The sequence below is a fragment of the Streptomyces sp. NPDC048001 genome (genome assembly GCF_043203115.1).
GTDB lineage: Bacteria > Actinomycetota > Actinomycetes > Streptomycetales > Streptomycetaceae > Streptomyces > Streptomyces sanyensis.
On sequence record NZ_JBIDBN010000002.1, the window covers coordinates 20,935 to 41,605 of the forward strand.

Genomic DNA, 20,671 nt, shown 5'->3' on the forward strand with positions numbered 1-20,671 from the left:
GGAGCACCATGACTCAGCTGGGGGAGAAGACCCAGCCCGCGGCGGTCCGCAGCAGCCGGCTGCCCGCGCCGCTCGCCCTGGCCAGACCCGGCCAGTGGCCGAAGAACCTGCTGGTCGTGCCGCTCCCGCTGCTCGGCGCCGGGTGGCAGGCGGACACCGGACTGCGGGTGGCGCTCGCCACCGCGGCCTTCGTGCTGGCCTCGTCGCTGGTGTACGTGCTCAACGACATCGCGGACGTGGAACGCGACAAGCGCCACCCGGTGAAGCGCCACCGCCCGCTCGCCTCGGGCCGGATGAGCATGGGGTCCGCGGTGACCACGGCCCTGGTGCTGGCCGGTCTGCTGGTCCCGGCGCTGGCGGTGCTCGGGACGGGCACCGCCGCCGTGGTCCTGCTCTACCTCGCCGTCAACGGCGCCTACAGCTTCAAGCTCAAGCACCTGCCCCTGCTGGACGTGTTCGTGGTCGCCACCGGCTTCGTGCTCCGCCTGCTGGGCGGCTACCAGGCCGGCGGCCGGGCGGTGGAGGTCTGGCTGGTGCTCACCGTCCTGGTCGTCTGCCTGGTCCTCATCCTGGGCAAGCGGCGCCATGAACTGGGCGTCTCCGGCACCGGGCACCGGCCCGCCCTGGTCGGCTACTCGGCCCACTTCCTCGACCTCGTCCTGGTCCTGTGCTCGGCCCTGACGATGATCGGCTACCTGATGTACCTGCGCACCGAGTCCGGGTTCGGCGACCACGCCCTGCTCACCGTGCCGTGCGCGCTCTTCGCCCTGTTCCGCTACCTCCAGGTCGTGGTCGTCGACGGGGGCGGCGGGGAGCCCGTCCGCACCCTGCTCCGGGACCGGACCATGCTCGCCAACTCCTCCGTCTGGGCCGCGCTGCTGCTCGTGCCCGTGCTCCTCTGACGCCCCTCCGCCTCCGCCGACCGAACGAGGACATCCCCATGCCCGAACCCCTCGTCTCGGTGGTCGTCCCGATGTACGACGACCGCCGGACCATCGACCTGTGCCTGGAATCGATCCTGGCCCAGACCTACCCGAACATCGAGATCGTCGTCGTCGACGACGCCAGCACCGACGGCTGCGCCGAGCGGGCCGCGGCCCACCCCGTCCGCCTGGTGCGCGCGCCCGAGAACGGGGGACCCGGTGCCAGCCGGAACCTCGGGGTGCGCTCCACCTCCGGGGAGATCGTCTTCTTCCTCGACGCGGACCTCACCATGCACCCCGACGCCGTCGCCCAGGCCGTGGCCCTGTTCGCCGAACACCCCTCCTACGGCGCGGTGTTCGGCATACCCGACAAGGAGCCGCTGTTCGCGGAGACGCTCGTCGGCCAGTACCGGATCCTCCAGTACCACTACTGGCGCAAGAGCGCCGAGGGGCTCGTCAGCGGCGGCTTCTACGCCCTCGGCGCCGTGCGCCGGTCCGCCTTCCTGGACGCCGGGTGGTTCAACCCGGCCCTGCGCCAGACGGAGGAGATCGACCACGCCGAACGGCTCGCCGCGCGGTGGCCGATGCTGCTCACCTCGCGTATCCGCGGGCGCCTCTCCGACGAGAGCAGGATGCGTCCGCTGCTGCGCAAGGCCTTCGTCCGCAGCAGGCTCCGGGTCCCCTTCTACCTGGACCGGGGCCGGGCCATGCAGGGGATGGAGACCGGTGGCCGGGCCGTCGCCTCGCTCCTCGCGGGCGTCGCCGTCGCCGCCCTGCCCCTGGCCCTCCTCACGCCCTGGGCCGCCCTGGTGTCGGCGGCCGCGGTGGCCGGGACGGTCCTGGCGGACCTCGGGCAGTACGGCTTCGTCCGCCGCGAGCGGGGCGTGCCCTTCCTCGTCTTCTTCACCGTCGCCCACCTGCTCGTCAACGCCGCCGTCGTGGCCGGACTGGCCCTCGGGCTCGGGCAGTACGCCGTCAGCCGGCGCTTCCGGCGGATGTACCAGCTGCGGGCGGGTGCCGTATGACCCTCCGGCGGACCGGGCCCGGGGCGGGTACCGCCGCCCCGGCGCCCGCCGTCCGGGTCGAGGGCCGCGCGCGCCGGACCGCCCGCGCGCTGCGCCTGTGGTACGGGCGGCTGCTGCTGGCCGCCGCCGTGCTGTGGCTCGTGTACGCCGTCGTCCGCTGGCAGGTCAGCGGACGCTGGCACTGGGCGATCCTGCTGGACGCGGCCCCGCCGCTGGCCCTCATGGCGGTCCCCGCCGTGCTGCTGCTCGCCAGTGCCGCGGCGTGCGGACGGCGCCGCCCCGCCGCGGCCGGGACCGCGGCGGCGGCCCTCGTGCTCGCCCTGCTCACCGGTTCGGGCCTCAACTGGCCGGCGCTCTTCCGCACGGAGGCCCCCGTGCCGCCCGACGCCCTGAGGGTGGTCTCGCTGAACACGCAGTACTGGGCCGTCGACAGCGGCGAGGACCGCCTCTACGCACTGCTGCACCGCCAGGACGCCGACGTCTACCTGCTCCAGGAGCACGTGCGGTGGCAACCGGGCCTGGGCGAGGACGGCTACCGGCGGCTCGACGACGACGACCGGCTGCGCGAGGAGTTCCCCGGCTACCACATCGCCCGCCGGGGGGAGCTGCTGACGGTCTCCCGGTTCCCGATCCTCGCCACACCGCCCGTGGGCCCGGGTGTGGAGCTCGACCGCGCCGAGGCGCCGCCCTTCGGCACCGTGTTCGCGCGGGACAAGGTGATGCGCACCGACCTCCGGGTCGCAGACCGGGTGCTCAGCGTCTACAACGTCCACATCACCGTGCAGTTGGCGCCCGACAACCTCGCCCTCTTCTCCGGCTTCGACTACGACGCGTACTTCCGCCGCAAGTTCGCCTGGCGCCAGGAGGAGATCAGGGGCCTGGAGGAGGACCTGAGGAGGAACCGCAACCCGGTGGTCGTCGCCGGGGACTTCAACACCACGGCGGCCATGCGCGACCTGGACGGGGTGCGCTCCCTGGCCCGGGACGCCCTGGAGGCGAACACCGACTTCCTGCCCCTGAGCTGGAAGTTCAGGGCGCCGGCGGGCTTCGACTGGGACAGCGTCCTCAACCGGCCGCTGCCCTTCTGGCGGGTGGACTGGGCCTTCACCGCGGGGGACGCCACCGCGCACCGCTACAGCCTGCGGCCCACGGACGGGATCTCGGAGCACCGGATGCAGGACCTGTGGATCACCCTGTGAGCGGGCAGGGGACCGCAGGAGGTGCCGCACGGCGCTGTGCGGCACCGGTGGGGCGGGCGGCGGTGCTCAGGCGCTCCGCCGCCCGCCGAGCAGGATGGCCCGCTCCAGCCCGCTGAGCTCGGGTCCGGGCTCGATCCCCAGCTCCTCCACGAGGGAGCGCCGGATCCGGCGGTACGCGGCCAGGGCCTCCGCCGTCCGGCAGGACCGCTGGAGGGCCAGCATCAGCTGGCCGTGCAGCCGCTCGCGGAAGGGGTGCTCGGCGGTGAGCGCCATCAGCTCCCCGATCACGTCCTCGTGGCGGCCCAGTTCGATCTCCAGCCGCACCCGCTCCTCCGTCGCCCGGACCCGGTGCTCCTCCAGGCGCCGGACCGCCGGCTGAAGGGCCGCGCTGGTCTGACCGGCCAGTGCCGGGCCCGTCCACAGCGCGAGCGCGGTGCGCAGCACCATCACGGCCTCCGCCCGCCGGCCCTCCCGCGCGAGCGACCGCGCCCGCTCCACCCGGGTGTCGAAGACGGCGGCGTCCACGGCGTGCGGGGCGAGGCGGAGCCGGTAGCCGAGGGTGTGGGTCTCGATGGCGTCGGGGGCTCCCGCCTCGGCGAAGGCCCGGCGGAGCGCGGACATGCAGATGCGGATCTGGGCGCGGGCGCTGGCGGGCGGCAGACCGTCCCACACGGCGTCGACGAGGCGGTCGGGCCCGACGGCCCGGCCCGCTGCGAGGGCGAGGACGGCGAGGATCGTCTGGGCCCGTCTGCCGCCGAGGCAGACCGGTACGCCGTCGACGGTCGCGCGCAGTGGGCCGAGGATGTGGACGAGCACGGCAGGAGTTCCCCGTTCTCTGTTCGGTGCGTGGTCTTCGGACGTGACCGGCGGGGTCACAGGAGTCGGCAGTCGGAGATCAGATGTCGGTGCAGCTCCGGGGTTCCGGCGAGCAGGCGCTGGCAGACGTCCAGCGCCCGCCCGATGGCCTCGATCTCGTCGGGGCCGTCGACGCACAGCGCGACGCGCACGGTGTGCCCCACGACCTGGGCGCGGGCGGTCTCCACCCGGTCCGCCGGGTGCAGGGCCAGGCACAGCGCCTCCCGGACGCGGGGTGCCGCGGGGGCCGTTCCGCCCCGGGGCGCGGAGGCGGTCAGGGAGACGCCGATGAGGAAGATGGCGGGTCCTGGCGGGGTGTGCGCGGGCCGGTCAGCCCCAGGAGAAGCCGTCGGCCGCGGCGGCGTGCTGCTGTGCCGAGGGCAGGGCGGCCGCCACCGCCGGGGCGGTGGCGGTGGCGGCGGCGGTGGCGGGCGCGGCCGCCAGGCACAGGCCCGCGGCCAGGACGGCGGTGACGAGCGGGCCGGCGGCGGGGCGGCGGGAGCAGGGGAGGGCGTGGGCGCGCATGGCGGGACACCTCGATCGGTCGTGACGGCGGGGAGGGTGCCGGGGCCGCTCTCCGAGGGCCTTTCCGGCGGTCCCCAGACTGCTCGATCGCCCGTGTGATGTCAGTGCGCCGCGGGTGGCAGCAACCGTCCGGGTCACTTGGAGCCATCGGCCCGAGGCGGCCGCCCGCCCCGCCCACCAGCGCGTTCTCAGGGCCTGTCACCTTGCTGCCGGGAACAAGGTGCCGTGCGGGCCCCCGGGGCCCGGGACCGGTCCCCGGTGCGCCGACGACGGCGGCGGCCGCACCCCCGGCAGGGGTGCGGCCGCCGCCGCCGCTGGTCCGGCCCGTGTCAGTCCTGGGGGCGCTGGAGCCGGGCGACGAACTTGTAGCGGTCGCCGCGGTAGACGGACCGCACCCATTCCACCGGCTCGCCCTGGGCGTCCAGCGAGTGGCGGGAGAGCATCAGCATCGGCAGGCCCACGTCCGTGCCGAGCAGCCCGGCCTCGCGGGGGGTCGCCAGCGAGGTCTCGATGGTCTCCTCGGCCTCGGCCAGACGGACGTCGTACACCTCGGCGAGCGCGGTGTAGAGCGAGGTGTACTTGACCAGGGAGCGGCGCAGCGCGGGAAAGCGCTTCGCCGACAGGTGGGTGGTCTCGATCGCCATCGGCTCGCCGCTCGCCAGCCGGAGCCGTTCGATGCGCAGCACCCGCCCGCCGGTGGAGATGTCCAGCAGGCCCGCCAGCGTGTCGTCGGCCGTGACGTAGCCGATGTCCAGGAGCTGGGAGGTGGGCTCCAGGCCCTGGGCGCGCATGTCCTCGGTGTAGGAGGTGAGCTGGAGCGCCTGGGAGACCTTGGGCTTGGCGACGAAGGTGCCCTTGCCCTGGATGCGCTCCAGGCGGCCCTCCACCACCAGTTCCTGCAGTGCCTGGCGTACGGTCGTGCGCGAGGTGTCGAACTCGGCCGCCAGGGTCCGCTCCGGGGGCACGGGGGTGCCCGGGGGCATGGTTTCGGTCATGTCGAGCAGGTGCCGCTTCAGCCTGTAGTACTTGGGCACGCGTGCGGTGCGGGCGCTCGTCCCGTTCTCGGCCTCCGTGCCACCCCCGTCCGTGGTCATGGCCCGCCTTTCCGACTGCTGCACTCGTGCCGTCACCGGCTCCTCCGTCTGTAGCGGCTCACATGGTGGCACGTACCGGTCACGGGTCGGCGCCCTCCCTCAGGTGTCGGTCCGATAACGGACGCGACAGCCCTTCTTATACACCCTTGACACCCCAAAAGGTCTAGGCCAAGCTCCGGTTACTGGTCTAAACCACTAGTGACCAAGTCCCAGCCCCACAGGCACTACTCCTTAGGTAAGGCTTCGCGGTGGGCAGGGTTGACAGGCTCCCTGAGGAGGATTGCGTGAAGCGCAGGCTCATCGCGGCGATCGGCGTCGCGGGCATGATGGTCAGCGTCGCGGCGTGCGGTACCGACGGCGGCGACAACGGCGACAGCAGCGCCGGGGGCGAGAAGACGCTCACCGTCTGGGTCATGGACGGCTCCGCTCCCGAGGCCTGGATAGCCGAGGTCAACAAGGAGTTCGAGGCCAAGCACGAGGGCGTCACCGTCAAGGTCGAGACGCAGCAGTGGAACGGCATCCAGGAGAAGGTCACCACCGCCCTCTCCGAGGACACCCCGCCGGACGTCCTGGAGCTCGGCAACACCCAGACCGCCGGCTACGCGGTCACCGGGGGTCTCGCGGACCTCACCGCCGACAAGGACAAGCTCGGCTACGCCGGGTGGAACAAGGGCATGCTGGCCTCGGCCGAGCTCGACGGCAAGCTCTTCTCCGCCCCGTGGTACGCCGCCAACCGCGTCGTCGTCTACGACAAGGCCGCCTTCAAGAAGGCCGGTGTGACCCCGCCGAAGACCCGCGAGGAGTGGATCGACGGCCTGGAGAAGATCAAGAAGTCCGACCCGGACGTCCAGCCGATCTACCTGCCGGGCCAGAGCTGGTACGTCTTCGCCGGCTTCCTGTGGGACGAGGGCGGCGACCTCGCGGTCAAGGACGGCGACACGTGGAAGGGCGCGCTGGCCACCCCGGAGGCCGTGGCCGCCATGAACTTCTACAAGGAGCTGCAGTCCTTCTCCACCGCCCCGCAGGACAAGGACGAGGCGACCCCGCAGCAGTCCACCGACATCGTCCCCAAGGGCGACGTCGCGTCCTGGATCGGCCTCGGCTGGGAGGCCGGCGGCGCGATCACCGCCATCGAGGAGGCCGGCGGCAAGGCCGACTTCGGCTACTTCCCGATCCCGGGCAAGACGGCCGACACGCCCGGCTCCGTCTTCTTCGGCGGCTCGAACCTCGCCATCGCCGAGCGCTCGAAGAACAAGGACCTCGCCACCGAGTGGCTGGCCCTCGCCGCCGGCAAGCAGCACATGGCCAAGTACGCCGAGGCCGTCACCGGCTCGCTGCTCCCGAACAACGACTCCGTGCAGTTCAAGCCGGAGGCCGGCTCCTTCGCGGAGGCCATGGGCCTGGCCGCCCCCGTCGGCAAGATCACCCCGGTGACCCCGGGCTGGGTGAACGTCGAGACCGCGCCCAACCCGATCAAGGACTACATGACCAAGGTCCTCAAGGGCACCGACCCGATGAAGGCCGGTGAAGAGGCCGACAAGGTCATCACCGAGCGCGTCAACCAGGAGTAGGTCACGGCACCCGGTGGTGCGGCCAGGCCCCTGCCGGCCGCACCACCGGGCCCGTGCCGTGACCCGCGCCCTCGGCCGAGGGCGCGGCCCGTGCTCGGCGGGAGCGCGCCCCGCCGGCGCAGCAGCCCCAGAACCGCGAGGAAGAAGACCATGACCGTGGACTCCCAGGGGGCGGTGGACTCCGCCTCCGCCGACACGCCCCGGGGGGCGGCGTCGCAGACTCCACCACCCGCCTCCGGCCCCGGCGAGGCAGTGCCGCCTCCTCGCGGCAGGCGCAGGATGCCCAGCGGGATCCTGCCCTATCTCCTGATCGCCCCGGCCGTCGCCTCGATGGCCGTCCTGCTGCTCTACCCGCTGGTCAAGAACCTGATCCTCTCGCTCCAGCAGCTCAACCGGCGGGAGATGATCACCCGCGAGACGGTCTGGATCGGGGTCGACAACTACACCAAGCTGCTGTCCGACCCGGACTTCTGGAACGTCGTCCTGCGCAGCCTCTTCTTCACCGCGGCCAACGTCGCGCTGATCATGGGGCTCGGCACGCTGATCGGCCTGCTGCTCAACCGCCTCGGCAAGGCGATGAGGCTGACCCTCTCGCTCGCCCTGATGTTCGCCTGGGCCATGCCGATCGTGGCCTCCGTGACGATCTTCCGCTGGCTCTTCGACGAGCAGTTCGGCGTGGTCAACTGGCTGATGCGCACGCTCGGCTTCGCCGGGTACGAGCAGCACAACTGGTTCGAGACCGGCTTCTCCACCCTGGTCATCGTGACCCTGCTGGTGGTCTGGGGCTCGGTCCCGTTCGTGGCCCTCAACATGTACGCGGGCCTGACCACCGTCGGCTCCGAGCTGTACGAGGCGGCCAAGATGGACGGCGCGGGCGGCTGGCGGACCTTCTGGTCCGTGGTCTTCCCGAACCTCAAGCCCTTCTTCCTGATCACCACCTTCCTGGAGATCATCTGGGTCTTCAAGGCCTTCGCCCAGGTCTACGCCATGAACCTCGGCGGCCCCGACCGGGGCTCCGAGACCCTCCCCGTCTACGCCTACATCGAGGGCCTCGGACAGCAGCACTACGGCCTTGCCGCCGCGATCTCCATCCTGACGATCGTGATGCTGCTCGCGGCCATGTCCTTCTACTTCCGCCTGATCCTGAAGCAGGAGGAGGAGCAGTGAGCACTCCCACCAGCACCCCGCAGTCCCTGCGCCGCCGCCCCCCGCTGAGGCCCGCGGCGATCCTGAAGAACCTGACCGCGCTCGTCCTGGCGGCGGTGTTCCTCTTCCCGGTCTACTGGATGTTCTCGTCCTCGCTGAAGCCCCAGCACGAGATCCTCAGCAAGGACCCGGTCTTCTTCTTCACCCCGACCTTCGAGAACTACCCGACGGCCACCGGCGTCGACCTGTTCTGGACCTTCGTCCGCAACAGCCTGGTGGTCACCCTCGGCGCGGTGCTGCTGGCCCTGCTGGTCGCCCTGGCGGCGAGCTTCGCGATCGCCCGCATGAAGTTCAAGGGCCGCAAGGCCATGGTCCTCGTCGTGATGATGGCGCAGATGGCCCCCTGGGAGGTCATGGTCATCGCGATGTACATGATCGCCCGTGACGGGGCCATGCTGAACAGCATCCCGCTGCTGACGGCGATCTACTTCGTCATGGTGCTCCCCTTCACCATCTGGACCCTGCGCGGCTTCATCGCCGCCGTCCCCGTGGAGCTGGAGGAAGCCGCCCAGATCGACGGCTGCACCCGCGGCCAGGCCTTCCGCAAGGTGATCTTCCCGCTGCTCGCACCGGGCCTGATGTCCACCTCGCTCTTCGGCTTCATCACGGCCTGGAACGAGTTCGCGATGGTCCTGGTGCTCAACAAGGACAAGGAGGCGCACACCCTGACGCTCTGGCTGACCCAGTTCCAGACCGCCTTCGGCGACGACTGGGGCGCCACGATGGCCGCCTCCACGCTGTTCGCGCTTCCCGTGCTCATCGTCTTCCTGTTCCTCCAGCGCCGGGCCGTCGGCGGGATGACCGCCGGCGCGGTGAAGGGATAACGCGCCCCATGACGACTCTTCTGCGCGGTTCGTCCGCCACACTCACCCGCGACGCCCTGACCGTCCTCCAGCCCGGCTTCCCGGGCACCACCGCCCCCGACTGGGTGCTGCGCCACATCGGCGAGGGCCTGTCCGCGGTCGGCCTGTTCGGCCGCAACATCGAGTCCCCCGAGCAGATCGCCGCCCTCGCCGCGCAGCTGCGCGCCGAGCGGGACGACGTCCTCATCGCGATCGACGAGGAGGGCGGCGACGTCACCCGGCTGGAGGTGCGCGGCGGCTCCTCCTTCCCCGGCAACTACGCGCTCGGCGCCGTCGACGACGTGGACCTCACCCGGGCCGTCGCCCGCGAACTCGGCCGCCGGCTGGCCGCCTGCGGAGTGGACCTCAACTGGTCGCCGTCCGCCGACGTCAACTCCAATCCGGACAATCCCGTCATCGGGGTGCGCGCCTTCGGGGACGAGACGGAGCTGACGGCACGGCACACGGTCGCCTACATCGAGGGCATGCAGGCCGCCGGCGTGGCCGCCTGCACCAAGCACTTCCCCGGGCACGGCGACACCAATGTCGACTCCCACGAGGACCTGCCCCGGGTCGATGTGGACCTGGACACACTCCACGCCCGTGACCTGGTGCCTTTCCGCGCCGCGATCGCCGCGGGTTCCAAAGCGGTCATGAGTGCGCATATTCTGCTCCCCGCGCTCGACCCCTCCCGCCCCGCGACCGTCAGCCCGCAGATCCTCACCGGTCTGCTGCGCGAGGAGCTGGGCTACCAGGGCCTGATCGTCACCGACGGCATCGAGATGCGCGCGGTGTCGGCCACCTACGGGATCGAGCGCGGCTCGGTCCTCGCGATCGCCGCCGGGGCCGACGCGATCTGCGTCGGCGGCGGACTGAACGACGAGGACACCGTGCTGCGGCTGCGCGACGCCCTCGTCGCCGCGGTGCGCAAGGGAGAGCTGTCCGAGGAACGGCTGGCGGACGCGGCGGAGCGGGTACGCGCACTCGCCGCGTGGACCCGCCAGGCCAGGGGGGCTGCGACGGAGCCGGGCGCGGCGACACAGGAGGGGACCGCGCCCGGCTCCGACATCGGCCTCGTCGCCGCGCGGCGGGCCGTGCGCCTCACGCCGGGGGCGCGGCCGTTCGAGCCCTTCACCGGCCCGGCCTATGTCGCGGCGCTGACGCCCGTCGCCAACTTCGCGGTCGGCGACGAGACGCCCTGGGGGATCGCCGCCGAGCTGGCCGGGCTGCTGCCCGGTACGGCTACCGGCACCTACACCGGCGAGACGTCCGCCGCGGAGCTCGTGGCAGAGGTGCTGCGCAACGCGGGGGACCGTAGGATCGTCGCAGTGGTCCGCGACGCCCACCGCCACCCCTGGATGACCGGGGCCCTCGACGCCCTGCTCGCGGCCCGTCCCGACACCGCCGTGGTCGAGATGGGCATCGACCGGGCCGAACCGAGGGGGGCGCTGCACATCGCCACCCGCGGTGCCGCCCGCGTCTGCGGACGTGCCGCCGCCGAGGTCCTCACCGGCCGGGAAGCCGGGGTCTGACCGAGGCGAACCGTGCCGTGCCGGGGGGAGAGCCGGGCGCCGTGCCGGCCCCCGGCACCCACCGTCCTGGAGGTCCGGTATGCCCACCACCCCGGCCGAGCGCAGCGAGCACGACGAGTACCCCGGCCGGGTCATGGCCGGGGAGATGGCCCAGCAGCCCGCGGTCCTGCGGCGCATCCTCGACGAGGGTGCGCCGCGGATCCGTGCGGTGGCCCGGGAGGTGGCGGCCCGGCGGCCGCGCTTCGTGCTGCTGACCGCGCGCGGCACCTCCGACAACGCCGCGCTGTACGCCAAGTACCTCATGGAGATCCGGCTCGGGCTGCCCTGCGGCCTGACCTCGATGTCCACCACCACGGCCTACGGCGCCCGGCCCGACCTGACGGACGTGCTGGTCGTCACCGTCAGCCAGTCGGGCGGCTCGCCGGACCTGGTCGCCTCCACCCGGGCCGCCCGCGAGGCCGGGGCGATCACGCTCGCGGTCACCAACAACGCGGACTCGCCGCTGGCCGCGGTCTCCGAGTTCCATGTCGACGTCCTCGCCGGACCGGAGAAGGCGCTGCCCGCCACCAAGACCTACACCGCCTCGCTGCTGGCCCTCTACCTGTTCACCGAGGGCCTGCGCGACGGTGACACCTCCGCCGCCGGGGCGCTGCCGGAACTCGCCTCGCGCGTGCTCGGCCGCCAGGACGAGGTCCGCGCCCTCGCCGCCCGCTACCGCTTCGCCGAGCGCATGGTCATCACCTCGCGCGGCTACGGCTACCCGACGGCCAAGGAGGCGGCCCTCAAGCTCATGGAGACCAGCTACATCCCCGCCCTCGCCTACTCCGGCGCCGATCTGCTGCACGGGCCGCTGGCCATGGTCGACAACGTCTCCCCGGTCATCGCCGTGGTCACCCAGGGCAGGGGCGGCGAGGCGCTCCAACCCGTCCTGGACCGGCTGCGCGGGCGGGGGGCGGACCTCTTCGTGGTGGGGCCGGCCGCCCAGGTCTCCGCCGCCTCCGCGGGCTTCGTACTGCCGACCGAGGGCGTCCCGGAGGAGCTCCAGCCGGTGCTGGAGATCCTTCCGCTGCAGCTCATGGCCTACGAGGTGACCATCGCCCGCGGGCAGGACCCGGACGCCCCGAGGGCCCTGGCGAAGGTCACCGAGACACGCTGACGGCAGCCGGTCCCATTTGCCCGGTGCATAAGTATGGCGCGGGAACTAAACTCTCCAGATGCATGGACAGCGCCAAATGGTCTAGTCCACAATGGAAGGGCCGCGCCCCTGGGTGCGCGGCACGCACCGAGCCTCCTCCCCCCACCGCACAGGGGGGTGGAACGAGGTCCCCGACGCTCTCTGCCCTGACTGCGCCGAGACCTCTGAAACGGCGGACGGGACCGCACACCCGTCGGCCGGGAAACTCGGGGCTGCGGTGCCGTACGGGTTGAGGGTCCCGTCGCGGCGCCGCGGCCCGCGGGTACCCTCGCTGCTGTGCCCTCCATGAACGATCTGGTCCGCCAGCACACCGCCCTCAGCGAGTCCGACCTCGAGTGGCTCCATCTGCTGGTCTCGGAGTGGCAGCTGCTCTCCGACCTCTCCTTCGCCGACCTGGTCCTCTGGGTGCCCACCCGGGACGGCACCCGCTATGTCTCGGTGGCCCAGATGCGCCCCAACACCGGCCCCACGAGCTACCAGGACGACATGGTCGGCCACCTGGTGCCCCGTGGCCGCCGCCCCCTGCTGGACGCCGCGCTGGACGAGGGCCGCATCGTGCGCGAGGGCGACCCGGAGTGGCGCGAGGAGGTGCCGGTGCGGGTCGAGTCCATCCCGGTCCGCCGCGAGGGCCGGGTGCTCGGAGTGATCGCCCGCAACACCAACCTGCTGACCGTCCGGACCCCCTCCCGCCTGGAGCTCACCTATCTGCAGTCCGCCTCCGACCTCGCCCAGATGATCGCCGCGGGCTCCTTCCCCTATCCCGGGGAGCAGTCCGAGATGGACGCCTCGCCGCGGGTCGGCGACGGCCTGGTCCGGCTCGACGCCGACGGGGTCGTCCAGTACGCCAGCCCCAACGCGCTCTCCGCCTACCACCGGCTCGGGCTCGCCTCCGACCTGGTGGGACACCACCTCGGGCAGACCACGGCCGAACTGGCGCCCTCCCGGGGCCCGGTGGACGAGGCCCTGGTGAAGCTCGCCAGCGGCTACGCGCCGCGCGAGTTCGAGGTCGAGGGCAACGGCGGGGTCATCCAGTTGCGGGCCATCCCCCTCAAGCCCAAGGGCGTGCGCATCGGTTCGCTGGTCCTGCTGCGGGACGTCACCGAACTGCGGCGCCGGGAACGCGAGCTGATCACCAAGGACGCCACCATCCGGGAGATCCACCACCGGGTGAAGAACAACCTCCAGACCGTGGCGGCCCTCTTGCGCCTCCAGGCCCGCCGGATGGACTCCGTGCGGGGCAGGGAGGCGCTCAACGAGGCGGTCCGCCGGGTGGGCTCCATCGCCATCGTGCACGAGACCCTCTCGCAGAACCTGGACGAGCGCGTCGAGTTCGACGAGATCGCGGACCGGGTGATCGCCATGGTGGCGGAGATCTCGCCGGGGAAGGTCGACTGCCGCCGCACCGGCCGCTTCGGCATCCTCGACGCGGAGGTCGCCACCCCCCTGTCGATGGTGCTCACCGAGGTCCTCCAGAACGCCCTGGAGCATGCCTTCGCCCCGGGCGAGCAGGGAGCGGTCGACGTGTCGGCGGTGCGCGGGGACGCCCGGCCCGGCAGCGGCCGGCTGCTGATCACCGTCCAGGACAACGGGCGCGGGCTGCCCGAGGGCTTCGACTCCCGGCAGGCCGGGAACCTGGGCCTGCAGATCGTCAGGACCCTGGTGGAGGGGGAGTTGGGCGGCACCTTCGACATGCTCCCGGTGGCGGAGCCGGGGCGCGGTACCCGTGTGGTGCTCGACGTGCCGGTGGCGGACCGGCGCTGACCGGGCCACCGCCCGTGCGCAGCGAAGAGCCCCGGACCTTTCGTCGGGTCCGGGGCTCGAAGCTCGTTGCTCGCATGTGCGAATGCGCATCGGGTACTGCGCGCTGCGGCTCGAAGGCGGTGGATGCGTGCTCGCCGTCTACGGAACGGGTGCCGTCGGGTGCACGCGCCGCCGGGGGAAGCCGGTGGCAGGGGGCGTCAGGCGCTGGCGTTGCGCGCCCGGTTGCGGGCGGCGCGGCGCTTCATCGCGCGGCGCTCGTCCTCGCTCAGGCCACCCCAGACGCCGGAGTCCTGACCGGACTCGAGCGCCCACTGCAGGCACTGCTCCATGACGGGGCAGCGGCGGCAGACGGCCTTGGCTTCCTCGATCTGCAGCAGCGCGGGACCGGTGTTGCCGATGGGGAAGAAGAGCTCGGGGTCTTCCTCGCGGCAAACGGCGTTGTGACGCCAGTCCATGGCTGCTACCTCTCCTTGGTGTTTCTTGCACGTTGCTTGTGAATGTGAACGCTTTCACGAATCCCCCCGCAAGGGAAGGGCCGACGGCTGGGGTGCCCAGCGCTGGGTCCTGGATTCGTGGAAGGGTTTCGGTGACCTGTGGGGGCCGGTGTTGCGGGCCGTCCCGATCGCCATGTAGAGATTCGCAAACCTCGGCGGCGGATACAACCCCTTCCGGAAAGTTTTTTTTGATTCCTCGGTGTCGACTAGGTCACAGCCGTACTTCTATGGGGTGGATGCGCGCCCGTACGTTCGAGATAAAGGACTTTCGGTCCTTCCACTCACACAATCACACGCAGTGCACGGCGAACGCCTGTGAACGTCACGCTCGTGCGCAGGCCGAGGTGGTCACCGTCCATCTGGAAGGGCAGTGGAACCTTGGAATGCAAGGTGAAGTCCGTCTGATCGTGGTACGTCACCGCATGCTTGCCCCGGGGTCCCCGCTCCGGGGTCGATCTGAGCAGCTGGGCACCGTAGCGGGCCACGGCCGGGGTCGACAGGCGGGACAGTCCGAGGATGTCGAGCGCCGTGTCGAAGGACGCCTTCGGGGACGCGTACACCGGGCGGTTGCCCAGATAGGTCCAGGGCGAGGTGTTGCAGACTATCGACAGGACCAGGTCCCGCACCGGGTCGAGGTCGGGCCCCTCCAGGGCGATCGTCCCGTGCCGCCGGTGGGGCTCGTCGAGGAACTGGCGGAGCACCTGGCGGACGTAGAGGGCGTGCGTGGACCGTCTGCCGCGCTCCCGCTGCTGCTCCACCCGGCCGACGACCCCCGCGTCGAAGCCGAACCCCGCGCAGAAGGTGAACCAGCGCGGCGGGACGCCCTCGTCCTCGGTCCCCGGGGTGCCGGCGGCGAGGCCCAGCCCGACCGTGCGCTCCGTGCGGTCCCGCAGCGCGTCGAGGATGGCGCCGGTCGCCTCGACCGCGTCGTTCGGCAGGCCGAGCGCGCGGGCGAACACATTGGTCGAGCCGCCGGGCACCACGGCCAGGCGGGGCAGCGCCTCCGGGTCGGGCCCGGCGTGCAGCAGGCCGTTGACCACCTCGTTGACGGTGCCGTCGCCACCCAGGGCGACCACCAGGTCGATCTCGCCGGACTCCGCGGCCCGCCGGCCGAGGTCGCGGGCGTGGCCGCGGTACTCGGTGGAGACGGCCTCCAGCTTCATCTCGCTGGCCAGCGCGTGGATCAGCACGTCCCGGGTGCGGGCACTGGTGGTGGTAGCCGCCGGGTTGACCACGAGAAGTGCACGCATGCGATGCAGCGTACCTACCGAGAGGTATCCGGCCCAGTCCGGGGTGATCCGCCGCCGCGGCCGCCCCCGGCCCGGTGCCGTGCACCGGTGCGGACGGCCGCCGGTCTCCCGGCCGCCGTCCCCGGCCGCCGTGCCGGGGGCGGCGGCTACCCTGCTGGGGTGAGCAGTGACGAAGCGACCCCCCGCCCCTCCCGCCTGACGGCCGCCGCGGCGGTCTGCGCCGCCGAGGGCCTGGCACTCGTCGCCGGCGGCCTCTTCATGCTCGTCATGGGCATCGCGGGCGACCCCGACAGCTCCTCCGCCGCGGAGACGGGCGGGGTGACGCTCGCGCTGCTGGGCGTGATCCCGCTGGCCGCCGCGCGGGGGCTGCTGCTGCGGCGCGCCTGGAGCCGGGGCCCGGCCATCATCACCCAGCTCATCGCGCTCATCCCGGCCTGGACCCTGCTGCGCGCCACCGGGGTGCTGATCCCGCTGGGCATCGTCCTGGCGGCCGTCGCGGTCGCCGGACTGGTGCTGCTGGTGAACCCGGCCACGGCACAGGCCCTCGGCATCGGCGCCGCGGGCGCGCGCGGCGGGGACTCCTCCGTCTGACCGCCGGGCCGGACCGCCGCGCCATGCGAGGAGGGGAGCACCCGCGCGGGTGCTCCCCTCCTCGCAACGGCCCGCTCCGCACACCGGGGCGGGAGCGGCGGCCTACTCCTCCACGAGGAGCTTCTCCCGCAGCTGGGCCAGGGTCCGCGCCAGCAGGCGCGAGACGTGCATCTGCGAGATCCCGACCTCCTGCGCGATCTGCGACTGGGTCATGTTCCCGAAGAACCGCAGCAGCAGGATGCGCTTCTCCCGCGGCGGCAGGTCCTCCAGCAGGGGTTTGAGCGACTCCCGGTACTCGACCCCCTCCAGCGCCTCGTCCTCGGCGCCGAGGGTGTCGGCCACCGCCGGGGACTCGTCGTCGGTGTCCGGCACGTCCAGGGACAGCGTCGAGTAGGCGTTCGCCGACTCCAGGCCCTCCAGCACCTCCTCCTCCGAGATCCCGAGCCGCTCGGCCAGCTCGTGGACGGTCGGGGAGCGGCCGTGCAGCTGCGAGAGCTCGGCGGTCGCCGTGGTCAGGGCGAGCCGGAGTTCCTGCAGCCTGCGCGGCACCCGCACCGCCCAGCCCTTGTCGCGGAAGTGGCGCTTGATCTCCCCGACCACGGTCGGGGTCGCGTACGTCGAGAACTCCACGCCCCGGTCCGGGTCGAACCGGTCGACCGACTTGATCAGGCCGATCGTGGCGACCTGGGTCAGGTCGTCCAGCGGCTCGCCCCGGTTGCGGAAACGGCGGGCGAGGTGCTCGACGAGCGGCAGGTGCATCCGGACGAGCTGGTTGCGCAGTTCGGCGCGCTGCGGGGACTGCTCCGGCAGGGAGCGGAGCTCTATGAACATCGCCCGCGCACCGCTGCGGTCGGGCCCGTCCTGCCGGTGCTGCCGCTCGTGTTCGTGCCGCTGCTCGTGCTCGCTCATCCGGTCCGCCTTCTCCCCGGGCTCCGCCCGGGCCGGAGTTGCCCCTGGGAGACCGGGGGGAGGGCTCCCCACCGGTGCCTGCTCCGCAGGTTCGTCCACCATCGGGTGCGGCCGCGCGTGCTGCTCCGGGATGCCGGCCGACGCGCTCAGCACCCCGGGGGCACGCTCCTCGTCCTCCCGCATCGAACCATCCCCGTTTCCGTTGCTCACGCCGGCCCGGGCCCCGCGCCGCGCTGCTTGTACAGGCTGATGGAGACCGTACGGTCGTCGGCGACCGAGGAGTCGACCTTCCCGGCCAGTGCCGACAGCACCGTCCAGGCGAAGGTGTCGCGCTCCGGGGCCCGGCCGTCGGTCGTGGGGGCCGAGACCGTCACTTCGAGTGAGTCGTCGACGAGGCGGAAGACACAGCTGAGCACCGATCCGGGTACGGCCTGCTGCAGCAGGATCGCGCACGCCTCGTCGACCGCGATCCGCAGGTCCTCGATCTCGTCGAGGGTGAAGTCCAACCGTGCCGCGAGACCGGCGGTGGCCGTTCGCAGCACGGACAGGTAGGCACCCGCGGCCGGCAGTCGGACTTCCACGAAGTCCTGGGTCCCGGGCTCGCCTGCGATCTGGGACACCCTCACCTCCAAGGTGGCACATGCTCTCTCTGGGGCGCGGGATGAGTTCCCGCGGCGGTGCGGTACGCGGTCACGCGACCGGTACCGGCCTGGCGACGCTATCGCGATCCGTGCTTGCCTGTCGCCGGGGACCCCTGAGCCAGCGGCTATCACTCATGGTAAGCCCATGAGTACACACAGTGGCTAGTGGTCTGCGCCGCCCAATTGCACGGAACCGGCGGATGGTTGACGTACCCCGTGCCCATGGCGCCGAATCGTCGACAAAGCGCCATGGCCACACGCGCCCCACCCGCCCCGGCGTCCGGGGCGCCGTCCGGGGTCACCCCGGGCCCGGCGGCCGGCCCGGCCGGGGCCGCCCCGAGAGGGCTGTTCCGCCCTCTGGGGCCGGTGGCCGGGCGGTTGCCGGACCCGTGACCACCGCGGCGACCGCGCTGCCGGGGGAGAAGGCCCCCTCCGCCGCCAGGGCCGCGAGGCCGTACAGCAGCTTGGCCACGTAGATCCGCTCCACCGCCAGCCCGTGGCGCTGCTCGAAACCGGCGGCGAAGTCCTCCAGCTCGGGGGCCGACCGTGCGTACCCGCCGAAGTGGAAACGTTCCTCCAGGTCCCAGGAGCCCCGCGGTCCGCCGAACGCGCGGACCTGGAGCTCGCGCACCGCGCCGCCCAGGAAGCCGCCCCGCAGCACCGCGAGGCCCAGGGCCCGTCGCCCCGCGCCGAGGCCCGCCGCGAGGCCCGCCAGCGTGCCCCCGGTGCCGCACGCGACCGCCGCCACGTCGATCCGCGTCCCGGCGTCGCGCAGCTCGCGGCCGAGCTCCGCGCAGCCCCGCACCGCCGGTGCGTTGCTGCCGCCCTCGGGGACCACGTACGCGTCCCCGGGCGCCTGCGCCTCGGCCAGCAGACGGGCGAGGACCGCGGGCTCGTCCTTGGCCCGATAGGTGGCGCGATCGGTGAAGGCCAGCCGCATCCCGTCCTCGGCGCAGCCGCGCAGCGAGGGGTTGAGCGGTCGCGAGGCCAGCTCGTCTCCCCGGACGACGCCGATGGTCGGGCAGCCCAGGAGCCGCCCGGCGGTCGCCGTCGCCCGCAGGTGGTGCGACCAGGCGCCGCCGAAGGTCACGAGCGGGCGGCCCGCCGCGGCGCGGAGGTTGGGTGCCAGTTTGCGCCACTTGTTGCCCGGGAGCTCGGGGTGGACCAGGTCGTCCCGCTTGAGCAGCAGCCTGACCCCGTGCCGCTCGAACGCCGGGTCGCGGAGTTCCTGGAGCGGGGAGGGCGGGCGCGGCTCCAGCAGCGCGTCGCGATTCACGGAGCGGTTCACGCCTCCATTGTGGGGCGTTCCCTGCGCCTCTCCCGCGCACCGGGGACCGCGCGGGCCCCTCCGGTCCGGGCGGGCACGTGCGCCGCGCCGCCGCTCCGCGGTGCGCCGGGCGCCCGCGCTTCCGGACACCGTGCGAGCCGATCCGGCCGCTTCCCCGTTCGTGCCGATCCAGTCCCACCCATTTGTGTAATGGTGCGATGACGCTCTGTACTGACAGGGTTCTCCTCGCAGGTCAGCAATTGATCGAGAGGGATTCACATGACGGTCGGTTCGGTTGGTTCCGCAGGGGACGTCCGCGAGCAGCAGACGCCCCGGCAGAGTCTCGGCACTGCTGCGGCGCGGAATCTTGCGACCACCACCAAGTCCGCCCCGCAGATGCAGGAGATCACCTCGCGGTGGCTGCTGCGCATGCTGCCGTGGGTGCAGGTGCAGGGCGGCACCTACCGGGTCAACCGCCGCCTCAGCTACGCGGTCGGCGACGGCCGGGTGACCTTCGTGCAGACGGGGGGCCGGGTCGAGGTCATCCCCGCCGAGCTGGGGGAGCTCCCCGCGCTGCGCGGCTTCGGCGACGAGGCGGCGCTCGCCGAGCTCGCCAACCGCTGCGAGCAGCGGGAGTTCTCCGCGGGCGAGATCCTGGCCACCGGCGGGGAGGCGGCGGACCGGGTCTTCCTGCTGGCGCACGGCCGGGTCGAGCAGGTCGGCGAGGGCCCCTACGGCGACGAGGCGGTCGTCGAGGTGCTCGCCGACGGCGCCTACTTCGGCGACCGGTCGCTCACCGACCGCGAGGCCGTCTGGCCCCACACCGCCCGAGCGGCGACCGCCTGCACCGTCCTCGTGCTCACCCGCGACGACGTGCTCAACCTGGCGGACCGCGCCGACTCCCTGCGCGCCCACCTCGCGGGCTTCGCGGCGGTGCCCTCGCAGCGCACCAACCCGTACGGCGAAGCCGCCATCGACCTCTCGGCGGGCCATGTCGGCGAGGCCGTCGTGCCCCACACCTACGTCGACTACGACGCGGCGCCCCGCGAGTACGAGCTGAGCGTGGCCCAGACGGTGCTGAAGGTGCACAGCCGGGTGGCCGACCTCTACAACCAGCCGATGAACCAGACCGAGCAGCAGCTGAGGCTCACGGTGGAGGCCCTGCGCGAGCGCCAGGAGCACGAGCTGGTCAACAACCGCGAGTTCGGGCTGCTGAACAACTGCGACTACGGCCAGCGGCTCCAGCCCCACGACGGCGTCCCCGGCCCCGACGACATGGACGAGCTGCTGTCCCGCCGCCGCGGCTCCAGGATGTTCCTCGCCCACCCGCGGGCCATCGCGGCCTTCGGACGCGAGTGCAACAAGCGCGGCCTGGTCCCGGGGACGGTCGACATCGGCGGCCACCAGGTGCCCTCCTGGCGGGGCGTGCCGATCTTCCCCTGCAACAAGATCCCGGTCTCCGAGGCGCGCACCACCTCGATCATCTGCATGCGGACCGGCGAGGAGGAGCAGGGCGTCGTCGGCCTCCACCAGACCGGCCTCCCGGACGAGATCGAGCCCAGCCTCTCGGTCCGCTTCATGGGCATCGACGAGCAGGCGATCATCTCCTACCTGGTCACGGCCTACTACTCGGCCGCCGTCCTCGTCCCCGACGCCCTCGGTGTCCTGGAGAACGTGGAGGTGAGCCGCTGGCGCTGATGCGTGCTCAGGGGTCCTGCCCGCTCGGGCAGGACCCGACCGCCGGGCACGGCCCCTGCCCACGCCCGGCCGGCGCAGCCCCCGTCCTGAGGA

20 protein-coding genes are annotated in these 20,671 nt (G+C 72.5%); 11 read left to right on the plus strand and 9 right to left on the minus strand.

Annotated features, from left to right (window positions below; translation table 11 throughout):
* The first annotated feature begins 8 nt into the window (after positions 1 to 8).
* From ACGF15_RS04405 to ACGF15_RS04415, 3 genes are read left to right on the plus strand one after another with little or no spacing between them, the layout of a single operon-like run.
* Complete coding sequence (locus ACGF15_RS04405; protein WP_345612945.1) at positions 9 to 902, plus strand: UbiA prenyltransferase family protein; 894 nt, start codon at positions 9 to 11, stop codon at positions 900 to 902.
* Between the two features lie 38 nt (positions 903 to 940).
* Positions 941 to 1,948, plus strand: coding sequence for a glycosyltransferase family 2 protein (locus tag ACGF15_RS04410; protein ID WP_392796902.1), 1,008 nt, complete (start codon positions 941 to 943; stop codon positions 1,946 to 1,948).
* A complete protein-coding gene (locus ACGF15_RS04415; protein ID WP_392796903.1) occupies positions 1,945 to 3,147 on the plus strand; it encodes an endonuclease/exonuclease/phosphatase family protein in 1,203 nt (400 codons plus the stop codon). The genes ACGF15_RS04410 and ACGF15_RS04415 overlap by 4 nt, the downstream gene beginning before the upstream one ends.
* A 66-nt stretch (positions 3,148 to 3,213) precedes the next feature.
* On the opposite strand, the gene ACGF15_RS04420 is transcribed toward ACGF15_RS04415, so the two are convergent.
* From ACGF15_RS04420 to ACGF15_RS04435, 4 genes are all read right to left on the minus strand, one after another.
* Complete coding sequence (locus ACGF15_RS04420; protein WP_345612951.1) at positions 3,214 to 3,963, minus strand: AfsR/SARP family transcriptional regulator; 750 nt, start codon at positions 3,961 to 3,963, stop codon at positions 3,214 to 3,216.
* Between the two features lie 56 nt (positions 3,964 to 4,019).
* The gene (locus tag ACGF15_RS04425; RefSeq protein ID WP_256524592.1) at positions 4,020 to 4,190 is read right to left on the minus strand and encodes a hypothetical protein; all 171 of its coding nucleotides are present in this window, start codon (positions 4,188 to 4,190) and stop codon (positions 4,020 to 4,022) included.
* A gap of 142 nt (positions 4,191 to 4,332) precedes the next feature.
* A complete protein-coding gene (locus tag ACGF15_RS04430; protein ID WP_392796904.1) occupies positions 4,333 to 4,527 on the minus strand; it encodes a hypothetical protein in 195 nt (64 codons plus the stop codon).
* A 329-nt stretch (positions 4,528 to 4,856) separates the two neighbouring features.
* Positions 4,857 to 5,621 (minus strand): GntR family transcriptional regulator, encoded by a 765-nt coding sequence (locus ACGF15_RS04435; RefSeq protein ID WP_256524590.1) that lies wholly within the window; start codon positions 5,619 to 5,621, stop codon positions 4,857 to 4,859.
* 284 nt (positions 5,622 to 5,905) lie between these two features.
* Here ACGF15_RS04435 and ACGF15_RS04440 point away from each other — a divergent pair, with 284 nt between their 5' ends.
* The 6 genes from ACGF15_RS04440 to ACGF15_RS04465 all read left to right on the plus strand — a co-directional run bounded on the left by ACGF15_RS04440 (position 5,906) and on the right by ACGF15_RS04465 (position 13,728).
* Complete coding sequence (locus tag ACGF15_RS04440; protein ID WP_345612957.1) at positions 5,906 to 7,192, plus strand: extracellular solute-binding protein; 1,287 nt, start codon at positions 5,906 to 5,908, stop codon at positions 7,190 to 7,192.
* A gap of 150 nt (positions 7,193 to 7,342) precedes the next feature.
* On the plus strand, positions 7,343 to 8,359 hold the full coding sequence (locus tag ACGF15_RS04445; RefSeq protein WP_392796905.1) for a carbohydrate ABC transporter permease: 1,017 nt from the start codon (positions 7,343 to 7,345) through the stop codon (positions 8,357 to 8,359).
* A gap of 26 nt (positions 8,360 to 8,385) precedes the next feature.
* Positions 8,386 to 9,222, plus strand: a complete 837-nt coding sequence (locus ACGF15_RS04450; RefSeq protein ID WP_345613261.1) for a carbohydrate ABC transporter permease — start codon at positions 8,386 to 8,388, stop codon at positions 9,220 to 9,222.
* A gap of 8 nt (positions 9,223 to 9,230) precedes the next feature.
* Positions 9,231 to 10,772: a glycoside hydrolase family 3 protein gene (locus tag ACGF15_RS04455; RefSeq protein ID WP_345612961.1), complete on the plus strand. Its 1,542-nt coding sequence runs from the start codon at positions 9,231 to 9,233 to the stop codon at positions 10,770 to 10,772.
* Between the two features lie 79 nt (positions 10,773 to 10,851).
* On the plus strand, positions 10,852 to 11,928 hold the full coding sequence (locus tag ACGF15_RS04460) for an SIS domain-containing protein (protein WP_362615278.1): 1,077 nt from the start codon (positions 10,852 to 10,854) through the stop codon (positions 11,926 to 11,928).
* Between the two features lie 324 nt (positions 11,929 to 12,252).
* Positions 12,253 to 13,728 (plus strand): PAS domain-containing sensor histidine kinase, encoded by a 1,476-nt coding sequence (locus ACGF15_RS04465; protein ID WP_345613263.1) that lies wholly within the window; start codon positions 12,253 to 12,255, stop codon positions 13,726 to 13,728.
* A gap of 197 nt (positions 13,729 to 13,925) precedes the next feature.
* Here ACGF15_RS04465 and ACGF15_RS04470 read toward each other — a convergent pair whose 3' ends face one another.
* Both ACGF15_RS04470 and ACGF15_RS04475 read right to left on the minus strand, forming a co-directional pair.
* Positions 13,926 to 14,183 carry a WhiB family transcriptional regulator gene (locus ACGF15_RS04470; protein WP_003953983.1) on the minus strand — a complete coding sequence of 86 codons (258 nt, stop codon included), beginning with the start codon at positions 14,181 to 14,183 and terminating at the stop codon, positions 13,926 to 13,928.
* A gap of 320 nt (positions 14,184 to 14,503) precedes the next feature.
* Positions 14,504 to 15,472, minus strand: coding sequence for a diacylglycerol kinase family protein (locus ACGF15_RS04475; protein ID WP_345612966.1), 969 nt, complete (start codon positions 15,470 to 15,472; stop codon positions 14,504 to 14,506).
* A 159-nt stretch (positions 15,473 to 15,631) separates the two neighbouring features.
* On the opposite strand from ACGF15_RS04475, the gene ACGF15_RS04480 reads away from it, so the two are divergent.
* Positions 15,632 to 16,063: a hypothetical protein gene (locus tag ACGF15_RS04480; RefSeq protein WP_345612968.1), complete on the plus strand. Its 432-nt coding sequence runs from the start codon at positions 15,632 to 15,634 to the stop codon at positions 16,061 to 16,063.
* A 102-nt stretch (positions 16,064 to 16,165) separates the two neighbouring features.
* On the opposite strand, the gene ACGF15_RS04485 is transcribed toward ACGF15_RS04480, so the two are convergent.
* From ACGF15_RS04485 to ACGF15_RS04495, 3 genes are all read right to left on the minus strand, one after another.
* Positions 16,166 to 17,155: an RNA polymerase sigma factor SigF gene (locus tag ACGF15_RS04485; protein WP_392796906.1), complete on the minus strand. Its 990-nt coding sequence runs from the start codon at positions 17,153 to 17,155 to the stop codon at positions 16,166 to 16,168.
* 23 nt (positions 17,156 to 17,178) lie between these two features.
* Entirely contained in the window at positions 17,179 to 17,592 is a 414-nt protein-coding gene (locus tag ACGF15_RS04490) for an anti-sigma regulatory factor (protein WP_018845530.1), read from the minus strand.
* Positions 17,593 to 17,911: 319 nt separating this feature from the next.
* Positions 17,912 to 18,901: a 1-aminocyclopropane-1-carboxylate deaminase/D-cysteine desulfhydrase gene (locus ACGF15_RS04495; protein WP_392796907.1), complete on the minus strand. Its 990-nt coding sequence runs from the start codon at positions 18,899 to 18,901 to the stop codon at positions 17,912 to 17,914.
* A 258-nt stretch (positions 18,902 to 19,159) separates the two neighbouring features.
* Here ACGF15_RS04495 and ACGF15_RS04500 point away from each other — a divergent pair, with 258 nt between their 5' ends.
* Positions 19,160 to 20,578, plus strand: coding sequence for a family 2B encapsulin nanocompartment shell protein (locus tag ACGF15_RS04500; protein ID WP_345612975.1), 1,419 nt, complete (start codon positions 19,160 to 19,162; stop codon positions 20,576 to 20,578).
* Positions 20,579 to 20,671: the final 93 nt, after the last annotated feature.

Bases quoted from the DNA above. Each gene is read 5' to 3' on its own strand.
- ACGF15_RS04470 (WP_003953983.1), bottom strand. From the start codon at position 14,183: ATGGACTGGCGTCACAACGCCGTTTGCCGCGAGGAAGACCCCGAGCTC.
- ACGF15_RS04455 (WP_345612961.1), top strand. From the start codon at position 9,231: ATGACGACTCTTCTGCGCGGTTCGTCCGCCACACTCACCCGCGACGCC.
- ACGF15_RS04475 (WP_345612966.1), bottom strand. From the start codon at position 15,472: ATGCGTGCACTTCTCGTGGTCAACCCGGCGGCTACCACCACCAGTGCC.
- ACGF15_RS04435 (WP_256524590.1), bottom strand. From the start codon at position 5,621: ATGACCACGGACGGGGGTGGCACGGAGGCCGAGAACGGGACGAGCGCC.
- ACGF15_RS04405 (WP_345612945.1), top strand. From the start codon at position 9: ATGACTCAGCTGGGGGAGAAGACCCAGCCCGCGGCGGTCCGCAGCAGC.
- ACGF15_RS04410 (WP_392796902.1), top strand. From the start codon at position 941: ATGCCCGAACCCCTCGTCTCGGTGGTCGTCCCGATGTACGACGACCGC.
- ACGF15_RS04485 (WP_392796906.1), bottom strand. From the start codon at position 17,155: ATGCGGGAGGACGAGGAGCGTGCCCCCGGGGTGCTGAGCGCGTCGGCC.
- ACGF15_RS04460 (WP_362615278.1), top strand. From the start codon at position 10,852: ATGCCCACCACCCCGGCCGAGCGCAGCGAGCACGACGAGTACCCCGGC.
- ACGF15_RS04430 (WP_392796904.1), bottom strand. From the start codon at position 4,527: ATGCGCGCCCACGCCCTCCCCTGCTCCCGCCGCCCCGCCGCCGGCCCG.
- ACGF15_RS04445 (WP_392796905.1), top strand. From the start codon at position 7,343: ATGACCGTGGACTCCCAGGGGGCGGTGGACTCCGCCTCCGCCGACACG.
- ACGF15_RS04415 (WP_392796903.1), top strand. From the start codon at position 1,945: ATGACCCTCCGGCGGACCGGGCCCGGGGCGGGTACCGCCGCCCCGGCG.
- ACGF15_RS04500 (WP_345612975.1), top strand. From the start codon at position 19,160: ATGACGGTCGGTTCGGTTGGTTCCGCAGGGGACGTCCGCGAGCAGCAG.
- ACGF15_RS04465 (WP_345613263.1), top strand. From the start codon at position 12,253: ATGAACGATCTGGTCCGCCAGCACACCGCCCTCAGCGAGTCCGACCTC.